Below are 15,807 nucleotides of genomic sequence, written 5' to 3'. Positions count from 1 at the left end.
ACTCTCCCTGAAACTTGGCTTCCTGTTCCTGTAGTGCCCGTGTAACCCGGACTTGGCCCCGGAGCCCCTGGTGTTCCTGGTTGTCCTTGAACTGATGGCGTTCCTGGCGTTCCTGGGATTGTGATTTCGGCTCCAGTCGCGGCTGCAACTACACCTGCAAATTTCTTGAGAGCGGCGGAATTCAAAGATGAAAGCTTTACAAGCCACTGATTGAATACAATGTTACTACAAGTGTGGTGGCAACAGACAACACCATACTGGTTTACCATGTTTATGTACTCATTGGCAAGGGATGTTTTAACTTCAGGGGTGGGATTCCAGTAGCCCTTTCTTGCTGTTTCAAGGAGCCGTGCTATGATTGAAGTTCTTGCATAAGGGTTTGCATTATTGAAGAAATCCTTGAGGCCCAGGTTATAGGTGTCCATTACATATATGTTGGTTACTTGGTTCCATGTTGATTCTTTCACGAGGCTGGGGTTTGTGACCTGCCACATCCAAAGGTTTTCTATGAAAGAGTCCATGTACCTGGCGCCATCATAACCGTTTTCCATCATACCCTTTATCCAAACTGGGTTGGAGTAGCGGCTTAGAATGTCTCTGTTGAAGAATTGTGCGAATGTTTCGATCTTTGCCTCGCCCTTGAGATTACTTATATACATTGATGGTTGCGCACCTGAAACCTTTTCTATTGCTAGGCTGAGACCTCCTAGGTATGCTGCCACCATTGGATGTTCTAATACGCCGTAAAGGTTTGAACTTCTACTAAACATTGAAACATTTACTTCCCTAAGATTTTCTTCAAAAACGTTTGGGATTTTCACACCCCAAGTATCGGTGCTGTAGGCGGCTGACATTCTTTCAATGTAAAATTCTGCAAGTTGCATTCTTTCTTCCCATGTGTTACTTGCTGGTATGGCCTCTTGGAGTCCTGGTGAATAAGCTCCCGGTTCTTCTGAAAATATTCTAAGTAGTGAAAATTTCATGGCCTCTGTTTCATTGTAATCTTCAGCTTTGAGTTTTTCATAGATTTTCTCGGAGTTGATTTTAACATAATTGCTGGTGTCATTTGCTCCCGCAGCAAGTTTAATTGCCTTGTCAAGGAGACTAATAAGGTCTATGTGAAGGTCCCTGTAGAGGCCAGAAGTTATGATTGTAACATCGATGCGTGGCCTTCCAAGGTCTGTTATGAGTTCAACATCTTTTACTCTACCCTTCGTGTCCCATACTGGCTTTACACCTAGAAGGTATAGTATCTCTGATTCCATGACTCCTTGGTGTCGCATTGTTTCACAAGCCCATAATACATATGCGATTTTCACTGGGTATTCTCCATATTTTTCTAGGTATTCTTCAAGGAATTTGTCTACGAGTTTTTTTCCGGTTTCCCATGCAACCTTTGTTGGTATGGTTCTTGGGTCGAATGGGTAAGGGTTTCTCCCAGTGGGTAGGGCTTCTGGGTTCTTTATAGGGTCGCCTCTAGGGCCCGGGGTTATGTATGCGCCCTCGAGGGCGTTAAGTATGCTCGTTATTTCATTCTTAGACTCTATGATTCTCTGGTTGTAGTCTATTGCCAATTCCAAGTATTCCGTGATTTCTGGTGTTGTATTGCCAAATATTTTGAATTGGGCTTCTTCGGCTGTGAGATTATTGAGTATTACTTCTTTGAGTAGAAGTTTTGATGTTTCTTTGTCAATCTTCTCTGGTAACATGGCTTGTAGTAGCTGTATTAGTTGGTCGCCTTCAGGGACAACACCAAGTGTATGGGAACCATATGGCATGTAACTGGCTTTGATATCTTCTAGGTATCCTGTGATTTCGTCAATAAACTCTTCAAAGCCTATTTTTGGGTTGTATTCTAATCCTAGATCTGCTGTTTGGTTAATTATCTCATTTTTGTATGCTTCTTTCAGTGTGGGGTCTGTTGTTTCTCTGTAGAGTTTGATGTTATCATATAAGGTTGTTAGGTTACCATAGAGGCTTGTTGGTAAGAGTACTGGTGTCATGAAGTTTATGATTAGCATGTTAGCTCTCCGTTTATCGAAGATGGCTGGCGCGTCCATTGGCAAAACATGTATTATTGGAGTGTCTTGTAATAGTATTGCACCCCAGTCCTTTGCTGAGAGTCCTGCTTGTTTTCCTGGCATTAACTCCACTATACTAAATATTGAAAGTATTGCATCTGCACCATACACTTTATTGATCCACCAGTAAAATGCGAGTATTTGGTGCGTTGGCGGCAATTTACCAGTATTATAAAGGGTAGTGTTGTCCTGTAACCATCCCCATACCGGTTCAGGGGCCAATAATATGTTACCAAACTCTAACATTGGTATAACAATATACTTTCCTGTACTGTTACTATAGACCATGATCTTCCCAGGTGGAGGCCCCCACGCATCTATCACTTCTTTTTTCTTATCTTCTGGAAGTTCGTTGAACCATCTGAGGTATTCTTCTTCACTTATCAGTATAACCTGACCTTCTTTAACTCTTTTTTCTAGTTCTCCTGGGGCCCATGTGCCGATGTTGCTGCCTATTTCTGCCATTAACTTTGCTAGTTCATCCTCTGAGGGCAATGGCTTTTTGCCAAGGTAATATCCTCTCTCTTTCATGGCTTCTAGTAGCCTTTTTATGCTTGCCTGGGCATTTAAGTAGTAGTCGATGTCAGCGCCGACATTCGCTTTACCGCCCCCTTCACTATAATATGTTATCACTATTTTCTTGAGGCTATTTGGAAGTCTTTTGAGTTTTGCCCATGATAGTGTACGGTTTACTAGCCATTCTATCTGGTAGGGTATGGGTTTATTGTAGATGATTCCTGTTTGGGGGTCTGTTTCCTTCGCACTTATCACGATTGGTTCTATTATCCCATCCATTTCTGCGAATGCAAGTTGATAAAGTTCACTTGATGGAACTCCTTGTATGCTGTTTTCCCAGTCTTGTACTGTCATGTTAGGTGAAAATAAGCGTATGCCATTTAGGACTGTTACATTAAGCTTCTGGAGGTCTTTGATGCCCTGTGTCCAATTTTGGGAGTTGAGTAAGCTACCCCTTGAAATTACTATTGCAGCATCTATCACTGGTTTACCATTCAATAGGAAGTATTCTATTGATTTAGGGTCTCTGTATGTGTATGTTGCCACTATTACATTGGCATTTTTTGCCTCGAAGGCTCTTATGAGCGCGTCTAATAGTGGACCATCCCTTGCCATGTCAGTATATTCTGTCGTGAGTATACCGATGGTCGGGGAACTTTCATTGTACTTGCCAGTGTTATTGTACCATTGTAGGTAACTGGTGAGGTTATTGAATATTTCGGGGGCGTCTGGATGGTATATCCCCCAGAGCGGTCTTTCTATTGGCGGTTCTATAGTGGCTGTGTAATTGAAGAAGGAAACTGCTAAGAATATGGTGAGGCGTTTCAAATTTTCATAGCTTGTGTAGTTTAAATATTTGAGTGTCTGAATGTAGCGAGTGTCGTTGGTGTCAATGTTTTGCAATTCTAGGATTGGAGCGTAATTTTGGCGTGCTGATGGTTCTACACAAATCATCACATAAGATCCATTGTTTTTAGCTGCTTTGACCTTATCTTTTAAGGTTTCCCAGACCGGCGCTGAAAGGCCGCTTCTTGTCCCGAAGATTATAAGATCTCCTTTCACTTCGTATGTGAGGTTGGTGTCTGTCCTGCCAGGTTCTCCTCTGAGTTTTATTTGGTTTTTGATTGAAGGGTCTTCTGCTACTTTGTTGATGAGAGCTACTTCGTTTGGGCTGGAGCTTATTATAAGGATTTCGGGGGTGTTCTGAGTTGTTGTATTTTCTGCAGATGATGTCCCTATCATACAGAATATGATGATAGGTAGGAGTAGTAATATTATTTGTTTTTTCATCTCTACCACCATCTAAAATTTACTTTATAAAATATCAACTAAACTTTAATTATATAAAGTTTACTCTACCTTACACTCAAAAAGCAAAGCATAAATTAAGGCCATTCCAAACTCCAAAACCAAAAAAACTTACAATTGGCGCTTAATCCATAAAATAGAGCCTTTACCACTTACCTATTTTATAATTATAATGAAAACCTCCTCCATGACTAACTAAAGACCTTACAATCCAAAACAAAACTTAACCATTTTAAGCAAAGAATTTCCTTCCAGAACCATCCATGAGTAATATCAAAAAATAGGAAAAATAACATCCACCAATGAATTCTCTAACTATCCCCCCATCATTCCCCCTCTTCATTGAATCAGCCCTTATCAATTCCCTGACTTCCTTCCATAAAAGGGAAATCTTTCGACCTCTATGTAGATTCATCTATTTTCCCACATATATGCTGATTGTGATTACTTACATGACAATTTTTATAAAACAAGAAGTTAAAAATTATCTAAGGGCTTCCGGATCTTGTAAAAATATATTTTACTTGCGGCGGTCATGATGAAACAATTAAGTGCAAAAGTTTTTTATTCGCCTGTTAAAAATCCCGAAAAAATAGAAGAAATGAGAGTAGAGGATGACCTGGAAATTGTAGATAGTTCTGTTGAACACATTATCCATGAAAAAACGGAAAAAAGTTTCCCCGAGAATAATATTGTCGAAAAGAAATTTATAGATTTCATGAAAAAAATTTAAAAGTTGATCGTGAGGATGTAAAAAAATTCTTTGAATTTATATCCAAACATTTGTATGGGAGAGCGAGAGAACCCCAAAAGTATCTAGCTTTGATAGTAACAAAGAAATATTCTTTTATTTACCATTTTAAATTAGAAGAAGCAATATCTTTTGAAGAAAATCGTATTAGGAAATTTATGAAGTATCTGGATAGTCCCAACTTGCTTAAATTTATCTATAGAAGCGTTGATGGATATTTCAAGATATATGATAAATACAATACAAAGGGTTGGAAAAAGCTTCTAGGCTTGGAACCAGAGTATGAGGCGAAAGGAAATGTGAAAGTTCGAATAAACAGGAGTGGAAAAACGGATGTTGTCGTGGAAACCTATGTAGATGATCTGGAAAATATCAAAGATTCTATAAAATTCAGATGGGAAAACAAAAAAGCTGACATTCAAATTTCAGACGCAAAAATAGCCGAAGTAATCATCTATGGAAAAAAACTAGATCCAAGAGATGTGCCTAAAAAAATAAAATATGAAAGGCTTGGCATAGGAAAATTCATGGCCGAATATAAACACCAAGCCGAAAGAGGCAAAATAGAAGAATCAAAAGAACGGGTGAATGAGATCCGAAAGCCCGAGGAAAGATTAAATGGAAAAGAGGAAACATTTTTTATCCTTGGATCTAACAGAGAAGGTGAAGAGCTAATAGAAACCATGAAAAAGGAAATGAAAAACGTGTTTAATCTTGGAGTTGTAGAACTAAATGATTTTAATAGCGAATATGAGACCATTAAAATAGGAAATTTTGAAATATTCGGGAAGATAAAATCAAATGCCAAGATAAAAGAAGTTGAAAGCTATTTCAATAAAATAATATCAGAAACAAAAGAATACTCAAAATTAGCGAAATTAGTGTACTACATTGGATTATTGACATCATGCCAATTTCTAAAATCAGAGGGATTCAAAAACAAGATGCAGAGAGCCGTTGAAGAAAACTTAAAGGAACATCTCTCCAGATTGGATGAAAGTATAGAGTTAAGAGAAATAGACAAACTCTGCATAGAATTTAAAGCAAAAGGCTTCTTCGAGAACTCTGCTAAAAAGTTTTCAAAGAAACTAAAAGAAAACTTTGAAAAGAAGAATAATAAAATATGCACTTACTTCATCGGAGTAAACGAAGATACAGGAACTTTCACTCCAATACCATTAAGTAGGATGAGGAACGAATACCGTGAAGAGTTAAAGAAGAATTTAGAAGAGCAGGGCATAAAAGTTCTCTTAGTTGAAAAAAATCCCCATTTCAGAAAAGGGAGGAATACTTATCATAGTCTTATACAAAGAAAGAGAGGCCATTTGAAAAATCTTATCAATTGACGTTACTTCAGGAGTTCTAAAAATTTTTCACATGTTTTGCTTGTTTGAGAATAAAATTCAAGTTTTGGTGCAATTTCATCATGAAGTGGAGGGACAATAACAACCCGAGCCTCATTTAAAGTTTTTTTAAGTTTTTCTATGACTTCCTTTTCTACCTGCATTTCTTGAAACCATCCCCTCTGGAGAACTTTACATTCTTGATACGCGCGGCATCTTGCCAGTCATGTATTTCAACACTCACATACCGCTCTTCTTCCGACCCCATAAATTTTTGATCTTAGCAGAATATTGTCTCAGAACATCTTCATCATTTAAGAATAATTCAAGAGCTTCCTTAAGATTTTCTATCGCTCTTTTTCTAGTTTCACCTTGACTAGCCACGCTTGTAAATTGCAATAAACCAATTTCCCTTTTTTCAATTGATATGAGGAGTCTTAATTTGTGCATAGCCATAAAAAATCACCTATTCTCCGGAGGATTCTTACTTTATCGATGTAAATTATTATATCTTTCTATGGAATGGGATCTCTACTCTTTGAAGTACCCACTTGTGCTCCATGGATATCTAGTCAAGTTTTAACATTTTTCTCCGTTCTAGTGCTTTGAGGAATCTTTGAGAGTTAATTCAAGTCTGCCGAATTCTCTTTTGCCCATGCAAGCAATGCAAAAAAGCCTAAAATAAAGAGATACAACCTCCAATATTCCATTTATTGCCTGATACTCTCTATTCCAAATCCAAATATGGTTCCTCTAAGTATTGCCTCATAGGTGAACAATGCTCCTTCGGCTATTATCCTTACGGGATGTTCTCGCTTCAAGATTATCATTTACGATTGGAGAAAATAAATTTTCCAATACAATGCTCATTATCTACTCATCTAATTTTTAGAGTGTAAAATGGCGATCTTTCAGGCTGCGATTAAATATTCGGTCACGCCAAGAATTCACACCCACAAGGTTAATATCACAGAAAAAGCATTAGGGATAATATAAGCATCCCTTTGATGAAAATTGCAACAACAAGCTTAATATCTAACAATCTGAGAAGGAGTGGAGTTCAAATATTGTGCTCTCCAAAGGTTATTTTGGACGATAAAAGTTTTCAACTTTAGAGGGTGATGAAAATGGATTATAGTGATATAGTAAGATTTCATGGCCATTCCTGTGCAGGAACGGCGATTGGATATAAGGTTGGTGAGATTGTAGTTGAGATTTTTGGAAGATCAGAGGATGAGGAGATCGTTGCAATTGTTGAGAATGATAGTTGCAGTGTCGATGCTGTCCAGTTTATGACTGGATGCACATTTGGCAAAGGCAACCTAATATTCAAAGATCATGGGAAGCACGTCTACACATTCATCGAGAGAAGGACTGGCGAGGGGGTGAGGATATCCTTCAAAAAGTCTTTAGAAGAGTTTATGGATGAACTGGGCGTTAAAGATAGGGTTGAAATGACACAGAGGATGCTTGAGATGAGCCCATACGACCTATTCGAGGTTAAAAGGATATCAGCGAAGCCCCCTGCAAAAGCTAGGATATATAGGTCTGTCAAGTGCAGTGAATGTGGCGAGCCAGTCTCTGAACATCGTGCAAGGATAAAAGATGGTCAAATAGTCTGCATCCCCTGCTTCAACAAAAATGGAGAGGATTATTGACTGAAATATCCAGAATCCCATTCTCTTCATACCTTCAAGAGTATCGGTAAAAGGAGGAGTTCTCTTTGAAAAACCTTTTAGGCTGCCTAATCTTCTTTTTTTTGAATTGATTTCATGTATATAGGTTTCTCCGCGAAGAGCAGAAAATATAGCTGCTAATGCGCAAAGTATGGCGCCAAATAATATTCTAAAATCGGCGCATTCCTGATATATTTCCTGTCCTTTCATAAAGAACAGGAGCAGATGCCATAATCCACATCCCAATTATTATACTTGGCTTGTAATCTGTCGAGGGCGTATCCTCTCCCAACCAAATTCCTCAGCCACCGGCCCGCCAAGGAAAAGAATATGCTGGGATAATAACCCATGGCTGAGACAAGACCCCCCACATTTTAGGGGCTGGTTCACCACAGAATTGCTAAAAGGAGTGACAATCCAATAGTTGGCATTAATAAAAATATGGGGTATGAGTCAGAGTTTCCCAAAGCTGAAATCTATACCTCCTTTTCAATAATTTTTTTCACCCCATCTAAACCCTTCACTCGTGTACGTGAGGATAAAAGCTGCTATTGTGGGGCTGAATGGGGCGATATAATCTAAGGCTCCAAAGAACTTCAGGTAGCCAAAGTAGCCAAACGCTATTAGAAAGAATATATAAAAGCTTTTTCGGATTTATTTGTAATTTGCAAAGGTGACACCCACAGGCAATGATCTAAAACTTTTCTTCTAATCGACCATTTTGTATAACAGTATATAATCCAGCTTTATAATATTGGGGGGTTGAGCATCCCCTGGGGGAACTCCTCTTTTTCAAAAAGAATATAAATGGGGAGAATCTTAATAGAAGATTTAGTGGCAAAATTTTGTGCCCCCAAAAAAAGGATAATATTAGACTTCCCAAATCCTCTTAGGGGGGAATTCCTTGAAAACCAGCACATTAATAATAATATTAATAATAGCAGGCCTTATAGGGATAATAGGAGCAGCATATTTATTACAAGGTGAGGAAACCAAACCTATAGTGATTAATGTTACCCAGAAAACACCATATAATGTAACACCTGCCCGGGGAGCTGCAGAACTTGTAGCAGTACAAGAGGGTCCTAAAACAGTGCAACCTGGTACAAATGTGACGATAACTTGCAAAATAAAAAACATAGGATCTGAACCAGCTGAAAACATCACAGTAACCTCGCAGGTATTTGAAAAGCACATAGACAAGATAAACCCCAATGAGGAAGTGGAATTCACAGTTGAAGTATACATCCCAACCCCTGAAGAGGTTGAAGAATCCTTCGGTCCAAACGCAACACTCTCAAACCCCTTCTACATTGGAGGATACACCGTAATATATTATGACATAAAAGGCAAACATGAAATCAGCTCTAACTCACTCAGAATAAACTTGATCTAGGGGGGCCTCTGGATGTCCCCCCAAAAAAAGGAGGGATGGGAGGATTATGGGATTGGGATGAGACCTGGATTGTCCCCGGTAATGCGTTCTCCCCCAGTACGTGTTACTATGAATGTGTTCTCAATTCCAACCATTCCCACACCCTTGATACCTTTTTTGGGTTCGATGGCTAATGTCATATTTTTTTCGAGTGGTTCTTTGAATTTTTCGGCGATCACCGGCACCTCATCTATTAATAGACCTATGCCGTGACCTAGGAATTTAACTTGATTTTCTTTGAAGCCCATGAAGTTTTTTCGGAAGTCCTCATCGATTCCGTCCATTATCCTCTTATAGATTTCTGCGGGGCTTATACCAGGTTTCAGCATCCTCTTGATCTTGTCTTGTATTTTGAGACATTCTTGGTGGGCTTTTCTGGCTTTTTCTGGGATTTTACCTTTGAAGATGTAGGTCATGGTTTTGTCTGTGTGATAGCCTTCTATGCCAAAGCCGATATCAACATAGACTAGGTCGCCTTTTTTTAGTTTTCGGTGATGGCTTCCGAGTAGTGGTGCTGCTGGTGACAATCCGCGGTTTCCACTGGCTCCATTGAAGTATGATGGGTAAAGTGGTGTTTCACCAAATCCTATGTGTCCGAGTAGCATTTCGGTGTCGAACATTCCAAATCGCGTGACACCATGGTATCCTTCTTCTATCATGATTTGGAAGAGTTTTGCACCGAGTTCGGCTTCACTCATACCCTCATAAAGCAGATTGGGTACGATGTTTTCGAGTATGTGTTGGTGTTTTTTACCGGATTTTCTCATTAGTTTAAGTTCGTATTCACTTTTTATGGCCCTCACCCATCCTATGATAGGATCGACCCTCTTATATTCTTTGATTGGGAAGTATTTTTTGAATCTTTCATAGAATCTTAGGGGTAGGCTTTCTGTTTCAAGGTATATGATATTTGGGGTTTTTTCGAGGGATTGGCTGGCGTCGCGGAAACTATGCATGCGCCTTATATCCTTGAATTTGGATTCTTCAAGGGCGCGTTGGTAGCTGCGCCTTACCCAGAATATTGGATCATCATCCCTTGGTATGATTAGCATGCCATCTTGCATCGTACCAGTAAAATAATATTGGTTTATCTTGGTGAATATTACTGCCATCTCCCAGCTAGGATCTGAATCATTTAACTTTTCCTTGAAGCTTTTCATACGATTTCTGAGTTCATGAGAAGGTACCAATTCAAAGCCCCCACACACAGATATGATAATAGTAGTATGTTCTTTTATTTTAAAAGAATTTTTTAGTATTGTAGAGGTTTCATCAAATCAGTAAGGGGTTTAAACCGTGATAGGCTCCCCCCACACTGGTATATCCACAAAAAAAGTATTATGTAGGGGGATCCACACAGAAAGATAAGTCTTCCCTGGGGAGATCCTATGATATCTTTAAACTTTTTATTATTTTTTTGAATGTAGTTTGATCGCTCTGGGAACTCCAATAGTATACTTGATATCCAAGGTTTTCATTTACTTTTAAGTGTGCAATGGTAACATAGCCAGTTCCAATGGTATATTGGATGATGGCAGCGTTATACCCGGCTACTGTCACATTTTCCTCTGTTGATATGATCCGTGACTCTTGTATGGATGACTTCATTTCCTGGAGCCATTCACTTGGTGATCTCACATAACCTGTGCTTGAGGCTGTTAATTTCACAACTGCAAATTCTTCTGTGTCATTTCCAAGATATGTTATAATCTCTGCTGAACCAAATTCTGATGTAGGAAGATAAGTCTCCAAGTCACTCACAGATAAATTCTCCCAACTTTGGGGATAACTGAATGTTACACCATCCCCAGAAAACGTCTTTTCCTGTGTTCCTGTGCAGCCAAATCCAAAGGCCACAATGGCTAATATAAAAATTGGCAAAAGCCTTTTCATGAAAAAAATCCTCCACAAAAATTATAATATTACTTTTCATCTCAATACATATAAAATTATGGAATCCACAACCAAGTATGGAAATTCCCCCCCTAAACTTTGAATAAGCACAGAAAAAATGAGAATACAAATTGGGAATTGGCAAAATTTATTGTAGGGATGCTTTCACTTGCCACTTTCCTATTGGGGGGGTTAAATGTCCAAGCCTTAAGTTTATATCGGGCTTTTTTGATTCCGCGCCGATAGAAAATCCTATTTTTCTGTAGAATGGCACAATCCAAAAACCCCCCCACTAAATTGGCACACGTGAAATATGGTGACCTTTACAATACTTTTTCATCTTCTCGCCAAGAAAAGGACACTACACACAAAAAAAGGAGGTATTGCCTCCTCATCAACGTGCATTATACTCACACCCTCCAAAGGACATAATAGAACTTCCACAGACTCTCTTAGATGGTGAGGGTAGTGAAGCCTCCCAAGTTTGATGGCATGAGCCAAAACTAAAACCCATCACCAGGCCTTCACGTAAAGGATGCAAAAGGCCTACAAAGCAAAAGAGCATCCGATACCCTGCAATATCATCCTAAGACTTTTAACAATCAAAAAAAATACGAACCCCCTCCACACTTATAATAGAACTGATATAATATTATAGGGGGGTGGGCTATATTGAATGATGAAATACTCGTGTTCCATTATGCTGACCGGGCGAAAGCATTCATAATAGAAGTATTCAGACTATTTGAATACTATGAGGGATTAGAGGGTTCAGAAGAGCTGGAAAAACTTATGCTAGAAATATTCAAGGGATGTGAAAAAGAACTGACACTTGGAAAAACAGTCTGCTCCAATATAAAGTGGGCACAAGATTACTTTGAAGACGCGTCAAAACTGGCCAGGGAACTTATAAGAGATTTTAACAGAAAAGACCATGAACGAGTAAAAGAGGATCTAAGAAACATGTTGAATAAAATGACAACCTGCGCGGCCACAGCAGAAACAAAGAACATAGATTAACTTACCACTCTTAGTAAACTGCACGAAACGGGGGGGTATACAACAAACTTACATGTTAGAATAGTCCACAATCTATAACATGGGTTATTGATGGATCTGGAAAAAATCAGGAGGGAACCTCCAATAGATTACCCATTATAGTTATCTACCCGGAGGGAGTTAAGAGTGTTATTATCATTGTCTTGATTATGAATTCCACCCCCCCTAAAAAATTTTGGTTGCTTTTTTATCATATTATCAAGGACCCTTTTTTTCTATCATTTTCAATAGGATTCAATGCATGAGAAGAACTTTCTGTGTGGGGGGGTGTTTGTACATGCCAAAAAAAGTGGTGGGCGATCATATAAGGCATGAGTATAAAGGGCCTGGTAGCCTCTAACCTTATCTGGCAAAGCAATTAAAGTCTATTTTTGGGTTTTGGCGTTGATAATGGCCATTAAGAGAAATCCGAGTCCGACTCCGATTATTGCACCTATATCTGGCCTGTTAACTGCTAATCCAATACCCATGCATACTAGTATGCAACCTACAAAGGCTAAACTTCCATATTTTTTCTCTTCGCTCATTTTTTTCACGTCCTATTTGTTTTTATGACCCACACACATTTTAGGTGGAATCCTCGATTTTTAAGCGCTTTTTTTGTGTGCGGGTCATTTTTTCAGGTCCCCATATTATTAGGATGATTATCACCACGATTATGTTTAGTATGAGTGAGTATAGTCCCCCTAGTTTGGTTGTGTTAAGTGGGAATATGAAGTGTGAAAGGTTGCCTGTTGTGTGGAGAAGAAGTACTGCTAGGATGCTTTTACCTGTATTGTTGTATACCCATGTAAATATTATTGAAAAAAGGACTGTTCCCAGGATAAAGCCCCAGATTGGCACATTATAATACATTTCCTGTCTGGGCATGAAAAACAGAGGGAGATGCCATAATCCCCATATTATCCCAATTATTACACTCGAAATAAGAGCATTATAATACATTTGTAACCTATCAAGGGCATATCCTCTCCAACCAAACTCCTCTTCCACTGGCCCGCCAAGGAAAAGAATATAGAAAAATGCTGGGATAATAACCCATGGCTGAGACAAAACAGCTATTTCAGGTGCTGGTTCACCGCTGAGGATTGCTAAAAGGAGTGAGAAGCCTACGATAGCCGGCATCAGTAAAAATATTGGTATAAGCCAAACCTTCCCGAACCTAAAATCCAAACCCCTACCAAGCAACCTTTTTGTCCCATCTAAACCTTCACTCATATATGTAAGGATAAAAGCAGCTATTGTAGGGCCGAATGGCGCAAGATACAATCTTAAATCCCATAGAACCTCAGGCAGCCAAAGTAGCCAAGACCAAGCAAAGGCCATGATAAAGAATAAACACAAATTTCTCTTTTCACTCCCATACTTCATCTCAATCACCCCCCACCAATCTGCTCCCCCATTGGATTCTATATGTGAATTACCCCCAGGTAAGCAATGGGGTTTCTCTCTTTTCCTATTGACTTTTACTTCAAGGGGGACTTCACTTGGAGAAGTTCACAGCTCCCCCCCACATCCTACAGCTTATTATGTGTGGGCTGTGCTCTGCTGTCTCTTAAGGCAACTTGATGTGGAATATCACCCTTAAGATTTCCTTAACACTCAAAATATTTAAACTTACCCATGTATCACCACCCCCAAGTATGTGTGGGGGTTTGACAAGCAAACGTGAAATGAGAGGGTATGAGTTTGCAAATCCAACATTTTTTTTGTGAAGCATACAAATAACCAAAGAAAGGATCCTCCCAAGAAACCCCCATGGTAAAACATCCCCCAAAAAAATTATATAAAATTTAGAAAGCTTCACCAACCTTTTTTTTGGCTATTAACCTACAATAGAAAGTACACCCCACACACATAAAACACCTTTTTTCCTAGGGACTAAATCCTCGAAAAATAAGGATAAGTTTTTACAAAAAGGTATATAATAGAATGTGTAGACATATTAGCTGTTAGAACCCCCCACACACACAGATATGATATCGAGAGAATTTGTTTGGAGGAAAGCCCTTTGAAAATTGGAACATTAACAATATTGATAGTAGGCCTTTTAGCAGTAGTTGCAGCCGCATATCTGCTAACAAAGGAACCTGGCACACCCACATTGTCAAACACAACCCAGAAAACAGAATCCAATGTAACAAGCACAGGAGCCGCCAAACTTGTAGCAACCCAAGAAGGCCCTGAAACAGCACATCCAGGAACAAATGTGACAATAACTTGTGAAATAAAAAACGTGGGATCAGAACCGGCTGAGAATATTATTTTAACTTCTCAAGTTTTTGAAAAAAGGATAGAAAGAATAAACCCTGGAGAAAAAGTGAAATTTAATATTAGCGTGTACATTCCAACCCTAGAGGAAGTTAAGAAAGATTTCGGTCCAAACGCAACCCTTTCAAACCCATTCTACATTGGAGGATACACAGTGATATATCATGACATAAAAGGCGAACATCAAATAACATCCAACCCAATCAACATAAAACTCATCTAAAAAAAAAAGAGGACCTTTAACAACCCCATCCACAACTAACAGGGAAACTTCCCAGCAACAAAATCCCAGCGCACCCCCCAACATAAAAAGAAAATAGTCAAATCTATGGCCTGAAAAATTCAAAACCTTCTTAAATAATAAAACATGCTTTCCCACAAAAAAATAAGAAGGTTTTTAATATCTTCTGGAAGCACTGAAACCCACGATAATCGACAATACTGCGAACACCATTAAAACTAATGGAACTCCCGTTGGCTGCATTGGAACCTCCCATGGACTTGGTGGCTTAGGTGGTCTACCTCCTACTTCTATAGTAACAGAAGCCTTGTTATTACCCATATCAGGATCATATATATCACTTGTCACCGTAGCCACATTAGTAATATTCTTATTAGATGTTACGACCCTTGCTATGATACTAAGAGTTGCAATCGAACCCTTTGATAAGTTCCCAATAATCCAAACTCCAGATACCGGATCATAACTTGGACTGCTCGCACTCACAAATTGTAAGCCGGCCGGTAACAAGTCAGTAACCCTAACATTCACTGCAGTATCAGGTCCAAAGTTTATAACCCCTATAATAAACCTTACAGTATCCCCATATCTTACCTTCGTTGCATTCACAACCTTAATGATCGCAAGATCAGCCGCTGGAGGCACATTAAATGTAATATTAGCCCTAGTGTTATTCAACTCAGGATCATAGATACTGCTTGACACATTAGCCATATTATCTATCGTCTCATTAGACCCAATAACCCTAGTTATGATCTCAAGCGTCGCCAAATCACCAACTGAAAGATATCCAACACTCCACAGACCAACAACCGGATCATAAGTTCCATGCGATGCTATGGCACTTAAAAATTCTAAACCACTAGGCAACTCATCAGTCACCAACACACCTACAGCAGGATCCGGCCCAGCATTCCTAACCACTAAAGTAAACTTAACAATATCCCAATAATTGATACTCGTCTGGTTAGCAACTTTAGTGATGGCAAGGTCTGCTGCTGGTGGCACAGTGATAGTCGCATTAGCTCTGTTGTTGCTCATGTCTGGGTCGTATATGTCGCTTGAAACATTCGCCACATTAATTATGCTGGTGTTGCTTGCCACAACCTTGGCTATGATATCCAAGGTTGCCACAGTACCGTTTGCTAGGCTTCCAATGGTCCAGATGCCAGTAGTTTCATTGTAGCTTCCCTGTGAAGCGTTTGCACTCAAGAATTGTAATCCGGCTGGTAA

At 39.2% G+C, this 15,807-nt stretch carries 16 protein-coding genes; 6 read left to right on the top strand and 10 right to left on the bottom strand.

Going from position 1 to position 15,807, the window contains the following annotated elements:
• Together DPC56_RS07870 and DPC56_RS07865 are read right to left on the bottom strand one after the other, a co-directional pair.
• Positions 1 to 3,887, bottom strand: a 3,887-nt coding sequence (locus DPC56_RS07870) for a cobaltochelatase subunit CobN (RefSeq protein ID WP_112094527.1), incomplete at its 3' end; no start/stop codon positions are given.
• Between the two features lie 250 nt (positions 3,888 to 4,137).
• Entirely contained in the window at positions 4,138 to 4,320 is a 183-nt protein-coding gene (locus DPC56_RS07865; RefSeq protein ID WP_112094526.1) for a hypothetical protein, read from the bottom strand.
• 123 nt (positions 4,321 to 4,443) lie between these two features.
• Between DPC56_RS07865 and DPC56_RS07860 the strand changes: the two genes are divergently transcribed.
• Positions 4,444 to 4,638: a hypothetical protein gene (locus DPC56_RS07860; protein WP_112094525.1), complete on the top strand. Its 195-nt coding sequence runs from the start codon at positions 4,444 to 4,446 to the stop codon at positions 4,636 to 4,638.
• An 89-nt stretch (positions 4,639 to 4,727) separates the two neighbouring features.
• On the top strand, positions 4,728 to 6,002 hold the full coding sequence (locus DPC56_RS07855; RefSeq protein ID WP_112094524.1) for a hypothetical protein: 1,275 nt from the start codon (positions 4,728 to 4,730) through the stop codon (positions 6,000 to 6,002).
• A gap of 2 nt (positions 6,003 to 6,004) precedes the next feature.
• Here DPC56_RS07855 and DPC56_RS08245 read toward each other — a convergent pair whose 3' ends face one another.
• Complete coding sequence (locus tag DPC56_RS08245; RefSeq protein WP_181454430.1) at positions 6,005 to 6,163, bottom strand: hypothetical protein; 159 nt, start codon at positions 6,161 to 6,163, stop codon at positions 6,005 to 6,007.
• Positions 6,164 to 6,239: 76 nt separating this feature from the next.
• Entirely contained in the window at positions 6,240 to 6,455 is a 216-nt protein-coding gene (locus tag DPC56_RS07850) for a type II toxin-antitoxin system HicB family antitoxin (protein ID WP_220084830.1), read from the bottom strand.
• A gap of 671 nt (positions 6,456 to 7,126) precedes the next feature.
• On the opposite strand from DPC56_RS07850, the gene DPC56_RS07845 reads away from it, so the two are divergent.
• Positions 7,127 to 7,657, top strand: coding sequence for an FmdE family protein (locus DPC56_RS07845; protein ID WP_112094523.1), 531 nt, complete (start codon positions 7,127 to 7,129; stop codon positions 7,655 to 7,657).
• A gap of 922 nt (positions 7,658 to 8,579) precedes the next feature.
• On the top strand, positions 8,580 to 9,071 hold the full coding sequence (locus DPC56_RS07840; RefSeq protein ID WP_245923987.1) for a CARDB domain-containing protein: 492 nt from the start codon (positions 8,580 to 8,582) through the stop codon (positions 9,069 to 9,071).
• A gap of 44 nt (positions 9,072 to 9,115) precedes the next feature.
• On the opposite strand, the gene DPC56_RS07835 is transcribed toward DPC56_RS07840, so the two are convergent.
• The 3 genes from DPC56_RS07835 to DPC56_RS08485 all read right to left on the bottom strand — a co-directional run bounded on the left by DPC56_RS07835 (position 9,116) and on the right by DPC56_RS08485 (position 11,277).
• Entirely contained in the window at positions 9,116 to 10,300 is a 1,185-nt protein-coding gene (locus DPC56_RS07835; RefSeq protein WP_245923985.1) for a M24 family metallopeptidase, read from the bottom strand.
• Positions 10,301 to 10,496: 196 nt separating this feature from the next.
• Complete coding sequence (locus DPC56_RS07830) at positions 10,497 to 11,003, bottom strand: hypothetical protein (RefSeq protein ID WP_112094522.1); 507 nt, start codon at positions 11,001 to 11,003, stop codon at positions 10,497 to 10,499.
• 148 nt (positions 11,004 to 11,151) lie between these two features.
• A complete protein-coding gene (locus tag DPC56_RS08485) occupies positions 11,152 to 11,277 on the bottom strand; it encodes a hypothetical protein (protein ID WP_281267932.1) in 126 nt (41 codons plus the stop codon).
• A gap of 398 nt (positions 11,278 to 11,675) precedes the next feature.
• On the opposite strand from DPC56_RS08485, the gene DPC56_RS07825 reads away from it, so the two are divergent.
• Entirely contained in the window at positions 11,676 to 12,023 is a 348-nt protein-coding gene (locus tag DPC56_RS07825; protein ID WP_112094521.1) for a hypothetical protein, read from the top strand.
• Positions 12,024 to 12,427: 404 nt separating this feature from the next.
• Here DPC56_RS07825 and DPC56_RS08240 read toward each other — a convergent pair whose 3' ends face one another.
• Both DPC56_RS08240 and DPC56_RS07820 read right to left on the bottom strand, forming a co-directional pair.
• Positions 12,428 to 12,589 (bottom strand): hypothetical protein, encoded by a 162-nt coding sequence (locus DPC56_RS08240; protein WP_181454429.1) that lies wholly within the window; start codon positions 12,587 to 12,589, stop codon positions 12,428 to 12,430.
• 40 nt (positions 12,590 to 12,629) lie between these two features.
• A complete protein-coding gene (locus tag DPC56_RS07820) occupies positions 12,630 to 13,433 on the bottom strand; it encodes a CPBP family intramembrane glutamic endopeptidase (RefSeq protein WP_112094520.1) in 804 nt (267 codons plus the stop codon).
• Between the two features lie 640 nt (positions 13,434 to 14,073).
• Here DPC56_RS07820 and DPC56_RS07815 point away from each other — a divergent pair.
• Positions 14,074 to 14,556 (top strand): COG1361 family protein, encoded by a 483-nt coding sequence (locus DPC56_RS07815; protein ID WP_112094519.1) that lies wholly within the window; start codon positions 14,074 to 14,076, stop codon positions 14,554 to 14,556.
• A gap of 174 nt (positions 14,557 to 14,730) precedes the next feature.
• On the opposite strand, the gene DPC56_RS07810 is transcribed toward DPC56_RS07815, so the two are convergent.
• On the bottom strand, positions 14,731 to 15,807 hold a 1,077-nt coding region (locus DPC56_RS07810; RefSeq protein WP_220084829.1), incomplete at its 5' end, for a DUF11 domain-containing protein.

The sequence above is a fragment of the Methanothermobacter tenebrarum genome, assembly GCF_003264935.1.
Classification (GTDB): domain Archaea; phylum Methanobacteriota; class Methanobacteria; order Methanobacteriales; family DSM-23052; genus Methanothermobacter_A; species Methanothermobacter_A tenebrarum_A.
Note: the sequence above shows the minus strand (reverse complement) of the source record. Positions and strands in the feature narration are given on the sequence as shown.

Bases quoted from the DNA above. Each gene is read 5' to 3' on its own strand.
- DPC56_RS07860 (WP_112094525.1), top strand. From the start codon at position 4,444: ATGAAACAATTAAGTGCAAAAGTTTTTTATTCGCCTGTTAAAAATCCC.
- DPC56_RS07830 (WP_112094522.1), bottom strand. From the start codon at position 11,003: ATGAAAAGGCTTTTGCCAATTTTTATATTAGCCATTGTGGCCTTTGGA.
- DPC56_RS08245 (WP_181454430.1), bottom strand. From the start codon at position 6,163: ATGCAGGTAGAAAAGGAAGTCATAGAAAAACTTAAAAAAACTTTAAAT.
- DPC56_RS07820 (WP_112094520.1), bottom strand. From the start codon at position 13,433: ATGAAGTATGGGAGTGAAAAGAGAAATTTGTGTTTATTCTTTATCATG.
- DPC56_RS08240 (WP_181454429.1), bottom strand. From the start codon at position 12,589: ATGAGCGAAGAGAAAAAATATGGAAGTTTAGCCTTTGTAGGTTGCATA.
- DPC56_RS07850 (WP_220084830.1), bottom strand. From the start codon at position 6,455: ATGGCTATGCACAAATTAAGACTCCTCATATCAATTGAAAAAAGGGAA.
- DPC56_RS07865 (WP_112094526.1), bottom strand. From the start codon at position 4,320: ATGAATCTACATAGAGGTCGAAAGATTTCCCTTTTATGGAAGGAAGTC.
- DPC56_RS07845 (WP_112094523.1), top strand. From the start codon at position 7,127: ATGGATTATAGTGATATAGTAAGATTTCATGGCCATTCCTGTGCAGGA.